Source organism: Psychrobacillus sp. L3 (assembly GCF_042945595.1).
Lineage (GTDB): Bacteria > Bacillota > Bacilli > Bacillales_A > Planococcaceae > Psychrobacillus.
Genome location: NZ_CP168493.1, coordinates 2,168,111 through 2,188,170, shown reverse-complemented (window position 1 = coordinate 2,188,170; position 20,060 = coordinate 2,168,111). Strand labels below are relative to the sequence as shown.

The 20,060-nt window shown below is 35.8% G+C and carries 19 protein-coding genes; 15 read left to right on the top strand and 4 right to left on the bottom strand.

Features of this window, described 5'->3' with window-relative positions:
* Positions 1-62 precede the first annotated feature (62 nt).
* Positions 63-1,535 carry a protein adenylyltransferase SelO gene (locus tag ACEPXD_RS10715; RefSeq protein WP_391115954.1) on the top strand — a complete coding sequence of 491 codons (1,473 nt, stop codon included), beginning with the start codon at positions 63-65 and terminating at the stop codon, positions 1,533-1,535.
* Positions 1,536-2,055: 520 nt separating this feature from the next.
* Entirely contained in the window at positions 2,056-2,550 is a 495-nt protein-coding gene (locus tag ACEPXD_RS10710; protein ID WP_391115952.1) for a GNAT family N-acetyltransferase, read from the top strand.
* A gap of 92 nt (positions 2,551-2,642) precedes the next feature.
* Here the strand turns inward: ACEPXD_RS10710 and ACEPXD_RS10705 are convergent, their stop codons facing one another.
* A complete protein-coding gene (locus ACEPXD_RS10705) occupies positions 2,643-3,245 on the bottom strand; it encodes a hypothetical protein (RefSeq protein WP_391115951.1) in 603 nt (200 codons plus the stop codon).
* A 214-nt stretch (positions 3,246-3,459) separates the two neighbouring features.
* Here ACEPXD_RS10705 and ACEPXD_RS10700 point away from each other — a divergent pair, with 214 nt between their 5' ends.
* From ACEPXD_RS10700 to ACEPXD_RS10680, 5 genes are all read left to right on the top strand, one after another.
* Positions 3,460-4,200: a nucleotidyltransferase domain-containing protein gene (locus ACEPXD_RS10700; protein WP_391115950.1), complete on the top strand. Its 741-nt coding sequence runs from the start codon at positions 3,460-3,462 to the stop codon at positions 4,198-4,200.
* 227 nt (positions 4,201-4,427) lie between these two features.
* Positions 4,428-4,664, top strand: coding sequence for a DUF3977 family protein (locus ACEPXD_RS10695; RefSeq protein ID WP_391123170.1), 237 nt, complete (start codon positions 4,428-4,430; stop codon positions 4,662-4,664).
* An 80-nt stretch (positions 4,665-4,744) separates the two neighbouring features.
* Positions 4,745-5,512: a serine hydrolase gene (locus tag ACEPXD_RS10690; protein ID WP_391115949.1), complete on the top strand. Its 768-nt coding sequence runs from the start codon at positions 4,745-4,747 to the stop codon at positions 5,510-5,512.
* Between the two features lie 91 nt (positions 5,513-5,603).
* Positions 5,604-6,329 (top strand): alpha/beta fold hydrolase, encoded by a 726-nt coding sequence (locus ACEPXD_RS10685; protein WP_391115948.1) that lies wholly within the window; start codon positions 5,604-5,606, stop codon positions 6,327-6,329.
* Positions 6,330-6,544: 215 nt separating this feature from the next.
* Complete coding sequence (locus ACEPXD_RS10680) at positions 6,545-7,777, top strand: ATP-binding protein (protein ID WP_391115947.1); 1,233 nt, start codon at positions 6,545-6,547, stop codon at positions 7,775-7,777.
* 89 nt (positions 7,778-7,866) lie between these two features.
* On the opposite strand, the gene ACEPXD_RS10675 is transcribed toward ACEPXD_RS10680, so the two are convergent.
* Positions 7,867-9,516 carry an ABC transporter substrate-binding protein gene (locus tag ACEPXD_RS10675; protein ID WP_391115946.1) on the bottom strand — a complete coding sequence of 550 codons (1,650 nt, stop codon included), beginning with the start codon at positions 9,514-9,516 and terminating at the stop codon, positions 7,867-7,869.
* A 98-nt stretch (positions 9,517-9,614) separates the two neighbouring features.
* Between ACEPXD_RS10675 and ACEPXD_RS10670 the strand changes: the two genes are divergently transcribed.
* Positions 9,615-10,862, top strand: a complete 1,248-nt coding sequence (locus ACEPXD_RS10670) for an MDR family MFS transporter (protein WP_391115945.1) — start codon at positions 9,615-9,617, stop codon at positions 10,860-10,862.
* Positions 10,863-10,920: 58 nt separating this feature from the next.
* On the top strand, positions 10,921-11,358 hold the full coding sequence (locus tag ACEPXD_RS10665; protein ID WP_391115943.1) for a GNAT family N-acetyltransferase: 438 nt from the start codon (positions 10,921-10,923) through the stop codon (positions 11,356-11,358).
* A 271-nt stretch (positions 11,359-11,629) separates the two neighbouring features.
* On the opposite strand, the gene ACEPXD_RS10660 is transcribed toward ACEPXD_RS10665, so the two are convergent.
* On the bottom strand, positions 11,630-12,328 hold the full coding sequence (locus ACEPXD_RS10660) for a zinc transporter family protein (protein ID WP_391115942.1): 699 nt from the start codon (positions 12,326-12,328) through the stop codon (positions 11,630-11,632).
* A 78-nt stretch (positions 12,329-12,406) separates the two neighbouring features.
* On the opposite strand from ACEPXD_RS10660, the gene ACEPXD_RS10655 reads away from it, so the two are divergent.
* The 4 genes from ACEPXD_RS10655 to ACEPXD_RS10640 are packed head-to-tail and all read left to right on the top strand — an operon-like array spanning position 12,407 to position 17,825.
* Entirely contained in the window at positions 12,407-14,104 is a 1,698-nt protein-coding gene (locus ACEPXD_RS10655; RefSeq protein ID WP_391115941.1) for a methylmalonyl-CoA mutase family protein, read from the top strand.
* 40 nt (positions 14,105-14,144) lie between these two features.
* Positions 14,145-16,250, top strand: a complete 2,106-nt coding sequence (gene scpA / locus ACEPXD_RS10650; RefSeq protein WP_391123167.1) for a methylmalonyl-CoA mutase — start codon at positions 14,145-14,147, stop codon at positions 16,248-16,250.
* A complete protein-coding gene (gene meaB, locus ACEPXD_RS10645; RefSeq protein WP_391115940.1) occupies positions 16,250-17,344 on the top strand; it encodes a methylmalonyl Co-A mutase-associated GTPase MeaB in 1,095 nt (364 codons plus the stop codon). The genes scpA and meaB overlap by 1 nt, the downstream gene beginning before the upstream one ends.
* A gap of 40 nt (positions 17,345-17,384) precedes the next feature.
* Positions 17,385-17,825: a BrxA/BrxB family bacilliredoxin gene (locus ACEPXD_RS10640; RefSeq protein ID WP_391115939.1), complete on the top strand. Its 441-nt coding sequence runs from the start codon at positions 17,385-17,387 to the stop codon at positions 17,823-17,825.
* Between the two features lie 49 nt (positions 17,826-17,874).
* Here the strand turns inward: ACEPXD_RS10640 and prli42 are convergent, their stop codons facing one another.
* Entirely contained in the window at positions 17,875-17,970 is a 96-nt protein-coding gene (prli42, locus tag ACEPXD_RS10635; protein ID WP_151700257.1) for a stressosome-associated protein Prli42, read from the bottom strand.
* 126 nt (positions 17,971-18,096) lie between these two features.
* Here prli42 and mce point away from each other — a divergent pair, with 126 nt between their 5' ends.
* Together mce and ACEPXD_RS10625 are read left to right on the top strand one after the other, a co-directional pair.
* Positions 18,097-18,507, top strand: a complete 411-nt coding sequence (mce, locus tag ACEPXD_RS10630; protein ID WP_391115938.1) for a methylmalonyl-CoA epimerase — start codon at positions 18,097-18,099, stop codon at positions 18,505-18,507.
* A 4-nt stretch (positions 18,508-18,511) separates the two neighbouring features.
* Positions 18,512-20,059, top strand: a complete 1,548-nt coding sequence (locus ACEPXD_RS10625) for an acyl-CoA carboxylase subunit beta (protein WP_391123164.1) — start codon at positions 18,512-18,514, stop codon at positions 20,057-20,059.
* The last annotated feature ends 1 nt before the right edge of the window (position 20,060 follow it).

Below are 20,060 nucleotides of genomic sequence, written 5' to 3'. Positions count from 1 at the left end.
ATGGGCTAAAGCTTAAATATAAAGTAGAAGAAAAAATAAGATACAAAAGAGATGGAGATACGATGACAAAGAGAGAAGAAATAACAGAAACAGGATGGAACTTCGATAACAGCTATGCCCAACTACCGAACTCATTTTTTTCTAGGCTTGACCTAAACCCTGTACACTCACCAAAGTTGATCATTATCAATTCTCCGCTAGCAGCATCGCTAGGGTTGAACGCTGAAGCACTACAAAGCGATGATGGCATAGAGGTGCTTGCAGGAAACCAGATTCCTGAAGGTGCTTTGCCGCTTGCTCAAGCTTATGCGGGACATCAATTCGGGCATTTTAATATGTTAGGAGATGGTCGAGCTATTCTACTTGGCGAGCAGATCACGACTACTAATGAGCGAGTAGATATTCAGCTTAAGGGAGCAGGGAGAACCCCATACTCTCGCGGTGGAGATGGTAGAGCGGCACTAGGACCGATGCTACGCGAATACATCATGAGCGAAGCAATGCATGGACTTGGAATACCAACTACCCGAAGTCTAGCAGTAGTGACGACGGGTGAACCAGTAATCCGCGAAACTGACCTTCCAGGAGCAATACTGACTCGTGTAGCTGCCAGTCATTTGCGTGTCGGCACTTTTCAATATGCTGCTCAATGGGGTACAGTAGAAAATCTTGGGGTATTGGCCGATTATACAATACAACGACATTATCCAGAAATTAACTATGATCCTAATCGATATCTTTCCTTACTTCGGGAAGTCATCAAGCGTCAAGCGGGGTTAATTGCTAAGTGGCAACTAGTTGGTTTTATTCACGGCGTGATGAACACCGACAACATGAGCATTAGCGGAGAAACTATTGATTATGGACCATGCGCCTTCATGGATACCTATGACCCGTCAACTGTATTCAGTTCCATTGATGTTCAAGGTCGTTATGCATATGACAATCAGCCACGAATTGGTGGATGGAATTTGGCGCGATTTGCTGAAAGCCTATTGCCATTGCTGCATGAAAACGAGGAAGAAGCGCTTAAACATGCTCAGGATGCGATTCAAGATTTTCCAGAATTATATCATTCTAATTGGCTTGCGGGAATGAGAGCAAAACTAGGGATGTTTAATGAAGAGGTACAAGATGATGCACTTATTGAAGAACTTCTTGGTATGCTTCTGAAGTATCAAGCGGATTATACGAATACGTTCCGTGCATTAACTTTTGATAAAATCGAGGATACCTTGCTGTTTGACAAAAAAGAATTTTCTCATTGGCATGAACAATGGCAAGCGAGATTAAGTAGACAACAGGAATCGAAAGACTCTGCATATCAGTTAATGCGGGACAGTAATCCAGCGGTAATACCTCGCAACCATCGAGTGGAAGAAGCGCTAGCTGCTGCAGAGCAAGGAGACTATAGTGTGATGGAGCGTCTGCTGGATGTTCTTTCAAGTCCATACGCACATTCTCCTGAACAGGCTGCTTACTCCGCGCCGCCGGAGCAATCAAACGAGACTTACCAAACTTTTTGTGGAACATAATTTAAACAATCTTGGACATATGCTTGTTAATATTGTGTCTGGCATCGGAACTTGCGATTTGGACTTCCTGTCTTGCGATTCGCAGGAACGATATTGCGATTTAGAGGAGGTAATTTGCTATTTACGTCCTTGATCTTGCGATTATGGGTATCTACCTTGTGATTCTCAATAAATTGCGCAATTAATTAGTGTCATCACATGCCAAGTAGAACCTTTAAATTGAAAAAACGGTCACATATTACATGCTGCTCACTATATTTATTAAGCACTACCTAAAAAGGTAGCTGTTTATCTAACCAAATAAAAAGGCACTTTACTAAAGCCTTTCCTAAATTAAAAATTTGCTCAAAAGACTGATTGATTAAAATATCAACTCAGTCTATTTTTATTTCTACAAACAGAATAGTTCTCCATGGAGAAAGATAGGAGGTAGTGTTATGTCCTAAAAACCTAAATGTTTGAATCTTTCATAATATGCTAATATAAAAAGACTAGCTGTTCGTTAAAGGGGGATAAAGAAATGATAATAAGAGTTATGCAATTGTCAGACATAGAAAACGTGAGAAAGATTGCAGCTGACACTTGGAGGGATACATATAGTTCGTTTATTCCGAAAGATATACAAGAGAAAGTTCTAAGAGACGCTTATTGTGCCGAAGAGATGGAAAATAGATTTAAAACTACCGTAACGTTAGTAGCCGAAGATAAGGAAGAAATTATGGGATATGCTTTTTTTTCTGGCGATTTATCGAGTAAAGACGTATTTTTAGAATCCTTATATGTTCATCCAAATCACCAAGGAAAAGGAGCTGGAAAACAGCTCTTATTAGCTGGACTTTCAAATTTCAAAGAACCGGGTACCTTTTCTTTAACAGTTTATAAAGGAAATCCAAATATTGCTTTTTACGAAAGAGAAGGGTTCAAGGTAATAAAAGAGAATAACGGCGATTTTTATGGACATCCAGTAGTCTTTATATTAATGAAAAAAAATTTAAACAATAATGATCCTGTGTAAGACACAACTTAAAATAATTCATAATCGAATTGAAGTTAATTCCACACAGGGACCCAATTAAAAATACCTTTATTACTATTAGAAGCCTTTGGTTATTCAGCAGATAAAGCAGGATGCTCCCAGTAACTATCAGCAACAGCTGAAAGATTTTCTGCATTAAAGTTGTTAAAGTTTATTTTATTTAAAGTTTCTCTGCTCATAAGTACAATCATAACATCTCCATTTCCCACATTCCCATAACGATCTGTAAGTGGGGCTTGGACGATCAATGTAGCTTGAGTAACCTCTTCTTGTGATTTCATCGCCTTCATAAATTCTACTGTATTGTACAGAAAAGAACGTTTTGAGGTTTTTGCAGATTTAACTTTTTCCTCCAATGCAATAGCTTCAACTACACCACTTTCAAATCTGGACGAAAGGACAGCCCTTTCTTTCTCTACGTTTGTCGTTCCAAAATTCTTCATGATTATTTCTGCCGCAACCACTTCTGGAGTCTTATGTTTTTGAGCCATTTTTTCTTTCAGTTCTTCTCTTGCCATTTTCTTGTAAAATGGAGAGTCAGTGACTTCGACTTTATTTGTATCTGCTTTCTCAAGACTATTAACTATATTTTCAAAAATTCCAATTCCTAAAATTAAAACTATCAAAATAAACCACCAGCGTTGATAAAAATGTTGCTTCGTCTTATCTGCCAAAATAAATCTCCTTTCGTAATTGGAACCTATCTACTATTTTATGCATGCTTGAAAGTAAAATATGTCTCGTAATGGTCTTAGATTAAGATAGTTGAATATTTCGATGATCATAATTACAATGAAAATGACATAAAAATGTGCCTGTGTAAGAAGCAGTTTCGAAATAATTCTGTATACTTCAGATATTAATTACTTATTAAAGAGGTGAGTCATAATGGTTTTAGAGGAAGCAGTAGAGGCAATTGTAAGTAGTTTAAAGAAGGACAAAAGTGTTCGGGCGATTTTTTTAAAAGGCTCAATGGGGCGAGGAGAACAGGATGAGCATTCGGATATCGATTTGTATTGCTTAGTGGATGAAAAAAATGAGGAAGAATTTCTTTCAAGTAGGATTGAGCACTTGGAATCTTATAACAAATTGCTATTTTATGATGAAATTTTTATTGTGGCACCACAAGTTCTTGCGGTCTATGAGAATTTAGTGCATGTTGATCTATTTACGGTGACAGAACATACATATATCGAAAAAGATTTTTTGAAAGTTCTTTACGACCCAAACGATAAAATGGAGAAATATAAGCAGACCCAGAATTTAAAATTAACTGATGAAGAGTTTCAAGATGCAGTCGATGATGTCGCGTGGTTTCTTTTCCAATATAAAAAATCATCTGCACGAGGCAATGATATTTGGTCAGTTAGTATGCTTCACCATGTCATGACACATCTATCACGCGTGTTGTTGCACCGGTATAATTCGGAAAGGGCACAGTTGGGATTGAAAACCTTGCAGTCCTCTCTTCCAAAAGGAATTATCCTGGAAATCAAGAAAGTCTACGAGAGTATGACACCCGAAAAACACCAACTGGCAGTACAGCTAATATGTGAATTGCTATCCAGAGAGACGGAATGGGTTTTCTCTGAAGTAGTACATCCTGAAAAGATTAAGCAATTGTGGTAACGGATGATTTCTTCATAACCCTAAAACAAAAAAGATATTCCTCCATTAAGATGAATCCTACCTAAATTCAAAATTGTTATTTCATAGATTGTAGTTTTGAAGCACTTAGTTTATTAGCATATTTTAGTCTAGTGGTAATGGTGATACTTACAATGCAATTTCAATGGTAGTAGAAATAGCCATCTTGCATCCAAAGTAAGGTAATTCGGTTAATGGGGGAGTTGATTCTGAAATTTATTGAATTTGGAATAGGAAACACGTGGATAATTAGGACTGAAATAGAGTTAGAAGATGGCTCTGAATATGAAGAAAAAGGAATTAAGGGCCCAATAAAATACTACTCCTTATATATAAGAATTTGGATCGGTAAAACCGTTGTAATAGCGGATTTAAAAGAAGGTTTTAAAAGACAAAAGAAAAATAGTAAAGAATTTAAAGTTATATTTGGTATAGTCAGTGGTTAAATTTTATTTCCTAAACGATGTAGATACTTGAAGAAGGGGAAACTTATTAAATTTCTAATTTTGTGAAGTGGGGTTTTAAAATGCAGAAAGTTCTAGAAAAATTAATAGAAATAGAATCTGGCGAGTTAGGAATTATTATTTATTCTCATTTAAAACAGGATATAGTTTTGGCTTTAAATAAAAGTTTATCAGTACCTCTTGCTTCTGCTGCTAAAGTTGCGATAGCCTTTTATATAGCGAAATTAGTTGAAGAAAGACATTATAAATGGAGTGACATTGTTGAAAATGTTATTTTCAATCCAGAAGAGGATAGTAATGAGGTATATCCTCACTTTCAAAACAGAGAGAGCTTGGCACTCCAAGATGCAGTTGAAGTTATGATCGCCTGTCACGATAGTTTCATTGCGAATAGAATTGTTGAGTTTTCTGGTGGATGGGAAAAAGTTAACCAAAAAATAAAATCATATTTTAAAAATATAAATATTATTCAAAATCCGAGAGATTTGGATAACAACGGCGATTTGAGTCAGATGTTAGAAATATTAAGATTAATATTTCAGGGATACAAAACTAATCCTGAATTATGGAGTCCAATTATTAAAGGTATAGTAAGACAGCGAGATGAAATAGAAGGAATACCAAGCCATTTTTTAAATCACATGACTGGTGGATTAGTTAATGTTGTAGTTGATATTGGGATAATTGGTGAGTTCTCTCAAAATCCACTATTGTATGTTTTGGGTGCTAAGAATTTACCTGATCGATACAACGATAAATTTGCAGATGAAATAATTATAGAAGCTATGAAATTACTTTATGTTGAGTATTGCAATCAGGAGGCTGAGTAATAACGTGCACTTTAATTGATGTATTGATTAAATAAGCACCTTTTTTTAAGTTATCTTTCTTAAGGAAGTCAAAAGAGAGGAGCAGACTAAAATGACAAAAGAGATGTTTGTACAAATTAGCGATTTTAAACTGTTCGCTAAATTGATTGGGAAGAATAATGGTAAACCAACTATTGTTATGGATGCTGGCTATGGAGACTATTCTAAAACTTGGGATTTGATTATTTCTGCTATTTCAATGCTAACGGAAGTACTAATTTATGATAGAGCTGGCCTAGGTAAGAGCGAAAAAAGTTCAAACCCTAGAACAAGCAGTGTGATGGTAAAAGAATTGAATGAACTTCTTAAAAGAGCAAAGTTAAAAGGTCCATACATATTAGTTGGCCATTCTTTTGGTGGACTGAACATGAGGTTATATGCTTCTGAATATCCTAATGAGGTTTGTGGGTTAATATTAGTTGACTCTACACCAGAAGAGTATAGAGAAAAATTTCTGCCAACGATGTCAATAGAGTTTCAAGAAGCATATAACAAACAATTTGTTTACGAAAGTAACTATGATGAATTTATAGAAAGCTTAAAACAAGTTAAAGAATCAAGAAGGAAATTAAATGTACCATTAATTGTTCTTTCAGCAGGCAAAAAAGCTCATTATCCAAAAGAATCTCAGGAATTATGGAATGAAATGCAAAAGGAATTTCTTAGAATATCTTCAAACAGTGAATTCAAAGTAGCTGAAAATAGTGCTCATTATATACAGAATGATGAACCAGAGGTAGTTATTGAAGTAATAAAAAGTTTGATTGAAAAATTCTAATTATTACCTGAATTAATCCTGTCTTTTTTGCTCAAGAAAAGAGAAAAAATTAATATTTCGCTCCAAAAATATCTAGTATGCTATAATTTTATCATTCTATTTTTTCATAGATTTATTTCTAGTTATTTTAATATTATCGTAACCTTTTATGAGGTAGACAGTTGTCAGATTCTCCTAGTATCGATAACTTTTTTTAGGAGAGAGGAAGATAACTTTTGTTAGAAACATTTTTAGTCAATATTTTATTTTTAGTTTTTCCGGTTCTTCTGACTGTGGTCTTTTTGGATAATATTAAGGAAAGTCACTATTCACTTTTTCTCCTTTTTTTCTCTCTTTCAATGATTCTATGCATGATTTATCCAATTAAATTGGAAATTGGATTTATTTTTGATTTGAGATATGTCCCATTTATTATTGTTGCTCTTTATGGTGGCTATAAAAGAGTACTTCCGCTTTATATCATATTGAATATGTATCGGTTCTTTATCGGAGGGGATGGTTTCGTACAGTCCTTCGCATTTTCAACAGTCATTTTGATAGCCTTGCCAATGATAACGCACCAGTTTACTGGATATAATTCAAGGAAGCGAATAATTACAGGAGTTATCGCTGGTGTGATGACCATGCTTTTTTATTTGCTTACTTTGTCCTCATATTTTGAAAAACTAACGAATGAATATTGGACATTAGCTTTTTATGCAGTGACAACTCATGGAATTGTCATCGCCATTAACTTAATTATGATTGAAAAAATCATTTCTAATATTAAAAATCGAGAAAATTTCCTTCTGGGGGAACGGCTGCATGTCATGAGCGAACTTTCGGCAAGTGTCTCTCATGAAATCAGAAATCCTTTGACTGTGACGAAAGGATTTCTACAATTATTGAATGTATCAAAAGATATCACGGGTGAGGATAAAGTGTATATCGATTTCTCTTTACAAGAATTGATTCGAGCGGAAAATATTTTAAATGACTATTTGGCATTTGCTAAACCGCAATCAGAGCATATGGTTCATTCCGATTTAAAAGAAGAGACGGAATATGTAAAGAATATATTAATGCCACTTGCTATATTCCACAATGTTGAAATAGTATATGTTTTTTCAAATTCCTTGAAGAAAAGATTTGACCAAAATCAGATGAAGCAATGTTTGATTAACTTATTAAAAAATGCAATAGAAGCAATGAAGGAAGAAGGTGGAACTCTTTACATACAAGTGATAGAACAAGGCAAGAATATTGTCATCTGTATTCAAGACGAAGGAGTAGGAATGACAAAAGATGAAATCCTTCAATTAGGAAAGCCATATTATTCCAACAAAAAAGAGGGAACCGGTCTTGGAATGCTAATGGTATATGGAACTGTTAGCAAAATTAAAGGAAAAGTTGATGTGCAAAGTAAAATAGGCGAGGGAACAACCTTTACGATTACCATTCCAACATGAAAAATAGAAGAAGGATGTGCACACGCGCACATCCTTTTTACTATTTTGGTAGCAAGCTAATATTAATTATCCAACGAACAACTAATACTTTATATTATTTCTGGTTTTACCCATAGTTTTGAAAAGTCAACATAACCAAAATGTTTGATATTTATATTCATTAAGTCTGCAGTAAAAGGAATTTGGCGTTTTTCGTAATATAATGGGATCATGATAGACTCGTTAATTAATGCTTTTTCGACTCTTAGATTTAGAGATGGCCATTTTTCAAAAGGAGTATAAAGGTATTCCTTAATGTAACTATTTAATTTTTTGTCCCTTTTTAGTGTCGTAGCTAATTTCGAATAACCACTAAGTAGGAAATAAAAGAAAGAAAAGTTTTGATTCATCTCGAACACCTCTCCGTGTATAAAAAGATCAACTTCTTCATTGTCTGCATTATTAGAAACTGTATCCCTAAATGAAACCCATTTTGTAATGATGGGGACTCCTTCATTTTCTAAGATATCTTTTAACCACATCGATGTATTTTCCGTGTAATTCATTACCTTCAAAACTAGAGGTTCTGTAAAATCAGGCTTTTTAACCATTGGAATAGTATTAATTTTACTTTCTCGAATGAGACATCCTTGATGATTCGGCAATTTACGTGCATCCACCTGACTTATTTTATGACGGTTTTTCGCAATTATATAGTGCAAATAATCACGAACTCCCTTGTGTTGTATAGGAGAATTTCGAAAAGAATTCATAATAACTACGCCGAAACCAGAATCACTTTCTACTTGAAAAGTGGAGTGAGATTCTACTTGTGTAGATGAACGATACACAACGTCGAAATCTTGAGGAACTTGTATGAATTCTACTTCATCTAACAATGGCCTTTCTCCAAAATATTCCTTAAATGCTACTAAAGTAGTTTTATGAACGCTATTTTCTTCTAGAAAAAAACAGCCTGTGCCTACTATCTCACCATTATTTTCTTTATATATACTGGCATTCATCGTACCAAGCAATTGTAAACAATAACTACATCCGCTTGGATAATACATATCAATTACTAGAGGAGCTGCGACAATTATCTTTTCTATGGGTTCCCATAATTCTTCATACTGTTTATAGTTGAGTAATTTGTTTAAACATAAGACTACATCATCAGCGGTTAATATAGAACCATCATGGAATTTAATATCTTTCTTTAAATAAATTCGAACTTTCGTGGAAGAAATATCCCAGCTATGTGCCAGTTCAGGTAAAATAATGCCTGATTCATCTACATTAACTAAACGATTATATACATTAGCAACCAGGCTGGCACTAGTCACATCTGCAGATTTTAAAGGATGGATGGTCAAAAATGGATATCTTCTTGGAATAACAAGTTTATCATTGGTTGTTTGAACAGATCCAAATTTGGATCGGAACTTATTCATTAGACGTAGTTTGCTATCCGCTGACCAATCAAATATTAAATACTTACTACTTAGTTCTACAGGGTCTTCTTCGATTATTTTTAAAACCTGGTCTTCAAAAATAGATTCTACGTTTTTCAACCATTTTATGGTAGATACATTACCTCTTCCTCGTCCAGATGTAAACTCTAGCCATCCTTCTATTGACCACTTATGTATATAACGTACAGATTGTTTAGTACTCAAATGCAGTATTTCTGCTAATTCCTCTTGTTTAATATTTCCTGAGGGTACAGAGTTCCATAAAGTCAATAAGTATTTATCCATTATGTTCTCCTTAAATAAGTGGACATAAAAATAATAAATGTCCGTTTTTATTTTTATAGGTCTAGTTTAATATACATAATACAGAGGAGGGTCTCAACATGAAATGGAAAAAATACCCGCAAAATATTAAAGTTCGTCTAATTACATCTTTTTTTAATCGTGCCGTATCATCTGCAGTGATGCCATTTATGGCATTATTTTTCTCACAAGAAATGAATAAGGTTTGGGCAGGAATCTTTCTTATATTTACGGTGATCATTAGCTTTTTTGTTAACTTGATTGGGGGGTATATTTCAGATCGTTTTCCACGAAAGAAAGTATTAGTGTTTACGTCATTCTTAAGTGCTTTGATGTTTTTATTAATGACAATAAGTTTATTTCCTAAAGAGAATATTATTAGTCTTTTTGCTTTCTCTTATGTTGCATACATTGTAACAAGTAGTCTTGGGAGACCAGCAATGCATGCAATAATAATAGACTCTACAACACCTGAAAATCGAAAAGAAGTGTATGCACTCGATTATTGGCTCGTGAATTTATCTATGGCTATTGGAGCTGCATTAGGTGGTTTGTTATACGTAAATCATCAAATTGAGCTATTTGCATTACTTACGATTACATCTACTAGTCTACCAATTGCTTATCAGATTTGGTTAATAGATGAAAATACTAAAAAAATTGAAAAGCAACATCAAAATGTGTTTATGGATTTAATCCATAATTATAAAATTGCTTTTCAAGATATGCCTTTTGTTAAAGTAGTAGTAGGCTCTATGTTTATCTTTGCTGCGGAATTCTCTTTAAATAGTTATATTGGAGTTCGTTTAGCAGAAACGTTTAAATCGGTACATATCGGAGACTTTGAGATTGCAGGTGTACGAATGTTGAGTATCCTCAATATCGAGAATATGCTACTTGTTGTATGCTTTACGTTTTTTATTAACAAAATTACAGACCGTTTTAACAAGAGAAAGGTTTTGTTAGTAGGTCTTATTGTATATAGTGTTGGGTATATCACAGTCACTTCTTCGAACATTTGGTACATACTCATTTTGTTTAATTTCATTGCAGCAATTGGTGAACTAATTTATTCTCCCGTTCTAAATGCGGAGCAGGCGAATATGATTCCTGCTGATAAGAGGGGATCTTACTCAGCATTCTCCAATTTCTCATTTAGCGGCGCAGACCTAATTGCTCGATCAACGATTATTATTGGTGCGTATTTAATTCCTACCATGATGTCTGTATATATAGGGGTTTTGCTAATGATTGGAATCTCCCTCTTGTACACAGGATTATTTTTGAAAAAACCTACCTCAAAGAAAAATAAAGGAATCGTTAGCTAATGTATAGAATATTAAACTGTACCAAATTATTATGGAAGATTTTTTAGGGGGATGAAAAATGAGTACAAACATAGCGTCACAAGTTACAATTGTAAATTCACTAGATAATTTAGATTGGGATGAGCTGGAACAGCTTTATGTAGATGGTGAATGGGATAGCTTTCCAAAATATAAACTTCAAAAAGCATTTAGTGCAAGTTATTTGGTTTCACTGGCTTATTTAGATGGGAAACTAATTGGTTGTGGCAGGGTTGTAACGGATGGGGTTTTCTATGGCAGTATTTACGATGTCATTGTTCACCCTGATTTTCAAGGCATGAGAATAGGCAATAAAATAATGACGGATATTTTAACTCAATGTAGTGATATTTTCTTTCTCCAGCTCACTGCTACACATGGTAGAGAAGGATTTTACGAAAAATTGGGTCTAAGAAAACATAAAACAGCGATGGGTAGATACACACATCCCGCCCCTGCAAAAGATTATTTAGAATAACCGAGTGAATTAGATTAATAATGATAGAAATATAGCAAGAGAAAAAAGGACTTATTAGAAGTGCTTCATTTTTATTATGGTCATATCAATTCCTAAAAATTTTGATTAATTATCGAAAGAGTATGAAGGAGTTCGAAAAATAGAGTGAAAATATAGGAAGGGGAAATTACATGTACATTTCCTCTGTTTTTTGAATGGAAATTTTTCAGTAGCCATGTTCGAATATAATACGGAATGCAGCGAGTCAGCTTAGAAATAGGTTAACTCTTTTTCAAAAAACCAGATGAAATACCACACTTAAAAGATAGCCTGTAATAAGAAATGTTAAAAATAGCTTTATCGGGACAACAAGGATATTAATCAAAATAAACTCTTTTACACTGGTCACCCCAATCAGACCAATGGATGTGCCTAAAAGTACACTTTGTGTCTTTATGCTGAAATTAACTTGATGTCCAATCCAAATAAAAGTACTAAAGCACACCGATAAGCTGATGAAACAAAATAATAACACGATCAGTTTTTTACCTTGGGAAAGAAGTGCTGAAGTAAGCGCGAATCCTTCTGGGAAATGATGCAGAATGGTAGAGGTTGTAATGGAGGTAGCAAAAGTAGAATTACTAAGCAAATTTCCGATAGTCAAGCTTATTGGGATTGTATGTATGAACAAGGCAAATGTAAGCAAATAGACGGATGGGTTACGCGATTTAGATGAAAAGAGAAAATTGTTCACCATTACGAGAAAAATATATCCGATAAGTACACCGAGAATAATTCCTGATAATGGGTACATTTTTAATGCAGATGGAATAATATCGATTGCTAGTATACCTACTAAAAATCCCCCACATAAGAGAGCCAAACCTTCCTTTGTATCATGAAATATTTTAGATACCAACCAAGCGATACCTCCACCTGCACTGACACTAAAGAAAAGAAATCCCCCAAGAATGAATGCATCCAACATCATCACGCTCCAACCTAAAATGAATTGTAATTCTATCTACAAAATATATGCATATTGTTTATAGGTATGAGCATGTGTAAAATGAAATTAGTACGAATGATTTTACAAGGGGGAAGCGAAAGCGTTCATATGACTATACATAAGATGAAGGAAACGACATTTAAAGAAGCTACGCTTGCAGAATGGGAGCAAGTTGCTATTAAATCCTTAAAAGGGAAGACACTTGAATCACTTTCGACAAAAACTTTAGAAGAGATTATTTTGAAACCGCTTTATTCTTTAGCAGATTTAGTGGATATTCCAACAAATCAAACGAAGATTGTTCGTCAAGCTAAAAAATCTTCCGAATGGTTAGTAGCACAAACTGTTACAGGCATATCAAGTGAAGAGATTTTAGCAGACATGAAAGATTCACTAGCAAAAGGGAATGACGTGATCAACTACAAACTAGATCCAAAGCATAATTGGTCATCTTCAGATTTAAAAGAACTGAAAGCTATAATAGGAAGACAAACTGTTTTACTAGATGTATCAAGTGATCCTTCTTTTTTACATAATTTCACTGATATCAAAGGAATGATAAAGGGAGCGGGAGCAGTACATCTCCCAAATGCACGCACTTATTTCTTGGATGGATCTCGTATGCATAAAATGGGCGGAGATGCTGTAAGTGAGCTTTCTAATGTTTTAGTGCAAGCCGATGCCAAAGCCGCGACAATAGACCTGGAAGAACTTAGTAAAAAAGCATTTGTCGAATTTTCCATTGATACGAATTTCTTTATGGAAATTGCAAAACTCCGTGCTTTTCGGATCCTTTGGAAAGCATTCGGAGAAGCACATGGGAATTCGAATATCGCTGCAGTTCCAGTACACGCCGAGACATCTCTACGTTCATTTTCAGTACTTGATTCAAATGTGAATATTCTTCGAGCGGGCAATAGTTCACTAGCAGCTGTCCTTGGAGGAGCTGACAGTGTTACAACCTATCCACATGATTATTTAACTGGAGCCAATCCAACCTCTAAACGTATTGCTCGTAATATGCAATTAGTTCTAAAAGAAGAAACACATATTAACCAAATATTAGATGCTTCCGGAGGCTCTTATTATATAGAAACATTAACAAAAGAACTTGTGGAAAAAAGCTGGTCTTTCTTTTTAGAGCTAATGAATGAAAGCACTTTAGAAGACCGAGAATTTAAACTGAATGAACGAGCAACTCATAAATGGGAACAGCAGATTGCAGCTCTGTCTACTCGTAAAAAATCACTCATTGGAACAAATGTATATGCGAATCCAGATGATCATGTGCAAAATGAGATCATTCCAACAGATTACAAGCGTCTTGCAGCGCCTTTCGAACAATTGCGTAAAGCATTTCAAGAGAAACCATTAAAAACTGCTATTATTCCATATGGCACTTTAAAAGAATACAAAGTTCGCATGGATTTTGTCAGTGGATACTTAATTGCTTTAGGAGTTTCTCTAAAAGTTGCTCCAGAAAACTTAAAACCATTCGATCTTCGAAAATGGATTGATGAACAAGGAATTGATTATGTTGTATTTGTTGGGAATGATGAACAGACAGCTGGACTTGTTCCTGCTTTATTGAATGAACAATTGCCTGTTCCCATGGACGTAGCTGGAAAGTTTGAAGAATATGAGGATTGGCTAGATGCAGGTCTATCAGGACGTATTTATTCTGGACAATCCCTTCTTGAAAAAGGAAACGAACTATTAGCCCTTGCGAAAAAGGAGGATTCTCATGACAACACCTAATTATTCGAATGTGTCCATTGACGAATTGTTAAGAAATTCAATGAACCAACATAAAATTGAAACTCCCTCATTTATGACAAATGAAGGAATAGAGTTAAAACCAATGTATGATGAATCCGATAGAGACAATCTAAAACATATAAATGACCTTCCAGGTATTGCGCCAAATACACGTGGACCATATCCAACGATGTATGTGGCAAAACCATGGACAGTACGCCAATATGCAGGATTTTCAACTGCGGAAGAAAGTAACGCTTTCTATAGAAGAAACTTAGCCATGGGTCAAAAGGGTCTGTCCGTTGCGTTCGACTTAGCGACACACCGCGGCTATGATTCGGATCATGAACGCGTTACTGGGGATGTAGGTAAAGCGGGAGTTGCAATCGATTCGGTGGAAGATATGAAGATATTATTCGATGGAATTCCACTCGACCAAATGTCTGTATCAATGACGATGAACGGTGCAGTACTACCAATTCTAGCATTTTACATCGTGACTGCAGAAGAACAAGGGGTATCTCCCGATGAACTTGCTGGAACGATTCAAAATGACATTTTGAAAGAATATATGGTTCGGAATACATATATTTACACACCTGAAATGTCGATGAAAATTATTGCGGATATCTTTGCTTATACAGCAAAAAAAATGCCTAAATTCAACTCTATTTCAATTTCTGGTTACCATATGCAGGAAGCAGGTGCAACAGCAGACATCGAGCTTGCCTACACATTAGCGGATGGTCTGGAGTATGTTCGAACAGGATTAAAAGCGGGCATTGAAATTGATTCATTCGCACCGAGACTTTCATTTTTCTGGGCAATTGGAATGAATTACTTCATGGAAGTAGCAAAAATGCGAGCTGCTCGAAGAATTTGGGCACAAATGATGTCTAGCTTCGATTCTAAAAATCCAAAAACATTGGCATTGCGTACACATTCACAAACGTCTGGTTGGAGTTTAACCGAGCAAGATCCATTTAATAATGTAACGAGAACTTTAGTAGAAGCAAATGCAGCTGCAATGGGGCATACCCAATCACTTCATACAAATGCGCTCGACGAAGCAATTGCACTTCCAACGGATTTCTCAGCACGAATTGCACGGAATACACAGTTATTCCTGCAAGAAGAAACGAATATGACGAAAGTAATTGATCCATGGGGTGGTTCGTATTATGTAGAAACACTAACGAACGAGTTAATGGAAAAAGCTTGGGCGCTCATCGAAGAAATCGAAGAACTTGGTGGCATGGCTAAAGCAATTGAAACTGGCCTTCCGAAAATGAAAATTGAAGAAGCAGCAGCGAAAAAGCAAGCACAAATCGACTCCTCGAAAGAAATTATTATCGGGGTGAACAAATACCGATTAGATCAAGAAGATGCAATTGATATTTTAAATATCGATAATACAGTAGTTCGACAAAAACAGATGGAACGCCTATCTAGGGTGAAAGAAAATCGTGATGAAAAAGCTGTGCAAGAAGCTCTTGCTGCAATTACAGAAGCAGCTCGAACAGGTAATGAAAATTTACTTGCTGTAGCAGTGGATGCTGCCAGAAAACGTGCAACGATTGGAGAAATTTCGGATGCAATCGAAATTGTAGCAGGAAGACATAAGGCGGTGATTCGTTCTGTGAGTGGTGTATATAGTGCGAACTTTAATGATGCAGATGAAATCGAAGCTGTAAAACAAATGTCCGAAGATTTCCTAACAAATGAAGGGAGACGCCCTCGTATTTTAATCGCGAAAATGGGTCAAGATGGACATGACCGTGGTGCAAAAGTGATTGCAACTGCGTTTGCTGATTTAGGATTTGATGTGGATATTAGCCCTTTATTCCAAACACCGGCAGAAACTGCTCAACAAGCGGTGGAAAACGATGTACATGTTGTAGGAGTAAGTTCGCTTGCAGCCGGTCATATGACGTTAGTTCCTGAATTACGAGAAGAACTAACTAAACTAGGTAGAGAAGATATTTTAATCGTTGTTGGAGGAGTTATCCCTGCTCAAGATTATGCTTTCTTACGTGAAAATGGAGCATCTGCAATTTTCGGACCCGGAACAGTTATACCAGTAGCAGCACAAAAAGTAATCGAAGAAATCTATAAACGATTGGGTTATGAGGAAGTGGAAGGCTAATGGCTGAAACAGATAAAACAAACCAATCGGCGATGCATGTGATGAGTGGGATTAAATCTCAACATGATGGAATGGGAAAAGCTTCTGTAAAAAAGTTTTCGAAAAAGAATGCACTAGTTATTGATCAGGAAGAATATCTCCGTGAAATTCAAAAAGGCTCTAGGCTTCATTTAGCAAAAGCAATTACTTTTATTGAAAGTACAGTTAGTGATCAACAAGCTATTGGTCAACAATTACTCAAATCATTATTAAGGCATACTGGAAACAGTATTCGAATTGGTATTACGGGTGTGCCTGGTGCTGGGAAAAGTACGTTTATTGAAGCTTTTGGAAAGATGCTATGTGATCAAGGTTATAAAGTAGCGGTACTTGCCATTGACCCAAGTTCCTCTCTAACGGGAGGAAGTATATTAGGTGATAAAACACGGATGGAGGAGCTTGCAAAGCATCCGAATGCTTTTATCAGACCTTCTCCATCCGCAGGAACACTTGGTGGCGTACACAAAAAATCGAGAGAAACGATGCTTTTATGCGAAGCAGCAGGTTATGATATTATTTTAGTAGAAACAGTTGGCGTTGGGCAAAGTGAGACGTTTGTACGAGGAATGGTCGATTTCTTTCTACTTCTTGCACTAACTGGCGCCGGAGATGAACTACAGGGAATGAAAAAAGGGATTATGGAGCTTGCAGATGCTATTGTGGTTAATAAAGCAGATGGAGCAAATGAGAAATTAGCTAAAAAGACAGTAGCGGAATATAAACAAATTTTGCACTTTTTAGCTCCATCTTCCCCAAACTGGAATACACCTGCTTTGGCGGTGTCTTCCTTATATAAGTCTGGTCTAGACTCGGTTTGGGAGACAATCCAAACATTTAAGAAAGAAATGATTGAACAAAATGCTTGGCAAAACAGAAGAAAAGAACAAACGGTTGATTGGTTCAAATCGATGATAGTTGATCGTTTATATAGAGACTTCTTTTCATCAGTAGAAAAGAAAGAAACAATGGCACAATTAGAAAGTCTAGTGAGGGATGAAAAAGTAACGGTTTCACAGGCAGTGGAAGAGTTATTTTCCTCGAATTCTAAGCAATAATCTGCTAAGATAAAAATAGTTTGGAAAGGAGTGTTTAATTATGAATATGGATTTTAATTTATTGATGAATGATATGGTTATGCAAGCCCGTGGAGAAATGGAAGCAAGCGGTTATGAGCAATTAACATCACCGGAGGAAGTAAATACTGCATTTGCTCGTCCAGGTACAACTCTAGTAATGATTAACTCAGTTTGTGGATGTGCAGGAGGAATTGCTCGTCCAGCAGCAGCAAATGCTGTTCATTATGATAAAAGACCGGATCATCTTGTAACTGTTTTTGCAGGTCAAGATAAATTAGCTACACAACAAGCGCGCAATCATTTTGGTGATGAACATTTACCTTCTTCTCCATCATTTGTTTTATTAAAAGACGGAGAAGCTATTGCTGAAGTTGGTCGTCACGAAATAGAAGGACATGATCCAATGTCTGTTATTACACATATCCAAGCATTGTTTGAAGAGCATTGCGAAGAGATTTAATACTAAAAACAGCGGAAGCATTTAATTGCCTCCGCTGTTTTTAATGAAATTACAAGATAAAGCTTAATCCGAATAGTAATGAAGACATAACCATGATTAAAACCATTAAATATACAATAACTTTACGAAATTTTTGATTGCCCATGACCTACACTCCTTTAACAATTACTTTCATTTTATCAAATTCGAAAAAAAGCACAAGAGGTAGCGATTTTTTTTTGAAATATGTACAATAGAAGATATAGTCTAAATATATGGGGTGTTGGGAAAAATGGAGAAAGTAGATCATATTGGTATTGCGGTAAAAAATATTGAAGAAGCACTTCCTTATTATATAGAAACTTTAGGACTCAAACTTATACATATCGAAGAAGTTCCATCTGAGAAAGTACGAGTTGCTTTTATCGACAGTGGAAATTTGAACCTTGAGTTACTACAACCCCTTGATGAGACGAGTACGATTCATTCGTTCATCGAGAAAAAAGGGGAAGGCATCCATCATATTGCTTTCGGAGTGACTAATATTCAAGAACGTTTAAATGAGCTAAAAGAAAAAGGGGTTCGGCTTATTCAAGAGATGCCTAAAGCTGGGGCACATGGTGCTCAAGTAGCTTTTATTCATCCAAAAGCTTCAGGTGGAGTTTTGTATGAATTATGTGATAAATCAGGGGGAGCGAAATAATCAGATGGATATATATGAAAAAATTAATGATCTATACGATCGTAAACGTAAAATCGAGCTGGGTGGAGGTGACGCTCGAATTGAAAAGCAACATGAAAAGGGCAAGTTAACTGCTAGAGAACGAATTGATCTTCTTGTGGATAAAGGATCTTTTGTTGAATTAAATCCATTTATACAACATCGAACTGTAGATTTTGGTATGGATAAGCAAGAAGGACCTGGTGATGGTGTAGTAACTGGGTATGGGAAAGTAAATGGTCGTCCAATTTATTTATTCTCACAAGACTTCACGGTTTTCGGGGGAGCTCTTGGAGAAATGCATGCGTTAAAAATTGCAAATGTCATGGATTTGGCTGCGAAAAATGGTGCGCCGTTTATTGGTTTAAATGATTCGGGTGGTGCTCGTATACAAGAAGGTGTTGTTTCACTAGATGGATACGGCCAAATCTTTTATCGTAATGCTATCTATTCTGGAGTCATTCCTCAAATATCCGTTATTTTAGGGCCATGTGCCGGTGGAGCTGTTTATTCACCTGCGATTACGGACTTTGTTTTTATGACCGATGAAACAAGTCAAATGTTCATAACGGGACCGAAAGTAATTGAGACGGTAACAGGTGAAAAAATTTCCGCAGAAGATTTAGGTGGCTCAAAAGTACATAATTCGATTAGTGGCAATGCACATTTCCGCGGAAAAACAGAAGAAGAGGTTTTGGAAAGTGTTCGTTTACTACTTAGCTATTTACCTCAAAATTTTGAAGAAAAACCCGCAATAGCTGAAGTAACAAGTGAAAATGATGACCGTCCTGATTTAGCGGATATTGTCCCATTTGAAGCAATTCGTCCGTATGATATTCGTAAAGTGATTGAACAAGTTGTAGACGCTGGCTCTTTCTTGGAAGTACAAAAAGAATTTGCTAAAAATATTGTCATTGGGTTAGCTCGTATTAAAGGGGAAGTAGTTGGGCTTGTTTGTAATCAACCAAAAGTAATGGCTGGTGGACTAGATATTGATTCAAGTGATAAAGCAGCAAGATTTATTCGATTCTGTGATGCATTTAATATTCCGATTATTACGTTTGAAGACGTTACAGGCTTCTTCCCAGGTATTAAGCAAGAACATGGCGGTATTATTCGTCATGGAGCGAAGATTTTATTTGCCTACTCAGAAGCAACAGTTCCAAAAATGACGGTTATTTTACGTAAAGCATACGGCGGTGCATATGTAGCATTGAATTCCAAATCTATTGGAGCAGATGTTGTGTTTGCTTGGCCTAATGCAGAAATTGCTGTAATGGGTCCTCAAGGAGCAGCGAATATTATTTTTGCACGTGAAATTGAAAGCAGTGATAATCCAGAACAAGTTCGTGCAGAAAAAATAGAAGAATACCGTGAAAAGTTTGCCAATCCATATGTAGCTGCATCGATGGGAATGGTGGATGACGTTATCGATCCTCGCGAAACACGTATTAAGCTTATTCAAGCGTTGGAAATGATGCGAAATAAAAAAGAATCACGTCCTAACAAAAAACATGGAAATATTCCACTATAAA

Excerpts from the sequence above, each read along its gene's own strand:
- meaB (WP_391115940.1), top strand. The coding sequence starts at position 16,250 with ATGGCTGAAACAGATAAAACAAACCAATCGGCGATGCATGTGATGAGT.
- ACEPXD_RS10670 (WP_391115945.1), top strand. The coding sequence starts at position 9,615 with ATGAAATGGAAAAAATACCCGCAAAATATTAAAGTTCGTCTAATTACA.
- ACEPXD_RS10715 (WP_391115954.1), top strand. The coding sequence starts at position 63 with ATGACAAAGAGAGAAGAAATAACAGAAACAGGATGGAACTTCGATAAC.
- ACEPXD_RS10685 (WP_391115948.1), top strand. The coding sequence starts at position 5,604 with ATGACAAAAGAGATGTTTGTACAAATTAGCGATTTTAAACTGTTCGCT.
- ACEPXD_RS10660 (WP_391115942.1), bottom strand. The coding sequence starts at position 12,328 with ATGATGTTGGATGCATTCATTCTTGGGGGATTTCTTTTCTTTAGTGTC.
- ACEPXD_RS10655 (WP_391115941.1), top strand. The coding sequence starts at position 12,407 with ATGAAATTAGTACGAATGATTTTACAAGGGGGAAGCGAAAGCGTTCAT.
- ACEPXD_RS10665 (WP_391115943.1), top strand. The coding sequence starts at position 10,921 with ATGAGTACAAACATAGCGTCACAAGTTACAATTGTAAATTCACTAGAT.
- scpA (WP_391123167.1), top strand. The coding sequence starts at position 14,145 with ATGAACCAACATAAAATTGAAACTCCCTCATTTATGACAAATGAAGGA.
- mce (WP_391115938.1), top strand. The coding sequence starts at position 18,097 with ATGGAGAAAGTAGATCATATTGGTATTGCGGTAAAAAATATTGAAGAA.
- ACEPXD_RS10625 (WP_391123164.1), top strand. The coding sequence starts at position 18,512 with ATGGATATATATGAAAAAATTAATGATCTATACGATCGTAAACGTAAA.
- ACEPXD_RS10640 (WP_391115939.1), top strand. The coding sequence starts at position 17,385 with ATGAATATGGATTTTAATTTATTGATGAATGATATGGTTATGCAAGCC.
- ACEPXD_RS10700 (WP_391115950.1), top strand. The coding sequence starts at position 3,460 with ATGGTTTTAGAGGAAGCAGTAGAGGCAATTGTAAGTAGTTTAAAGAAG.
- ACEPXD_RS10675 (WP_391115946.1), bottom strand. The coding sequence starts at position 9,516 with ATGGATAAATACTTATTGACTTTATGGAACTCTGTACCCTCAGGAAAT.
- prli42 (WP_151700257.1), bottom strand. The coding sequence starts at position 17,970 with ATGGGCAATCAAAAATTTCGTAAAGTTATTGTATATTTAATGGTTTTA.
- ACEPXD_RS10710 (WP_391115952.1), top strand. The coding sequence starts at position 2,056 with ATGATAATAAGAGTTATGCAATTGTCAGACATAGAAAACGTGAGAAAG.
- ACEPXD_RS10690 (WP_391115949.1), top strand. The coding sequence starts at position 4,745 with ATGCAGAAAGTTCTAGAAAAATTAATAGAAATAGAATCTGGCGAGTTA.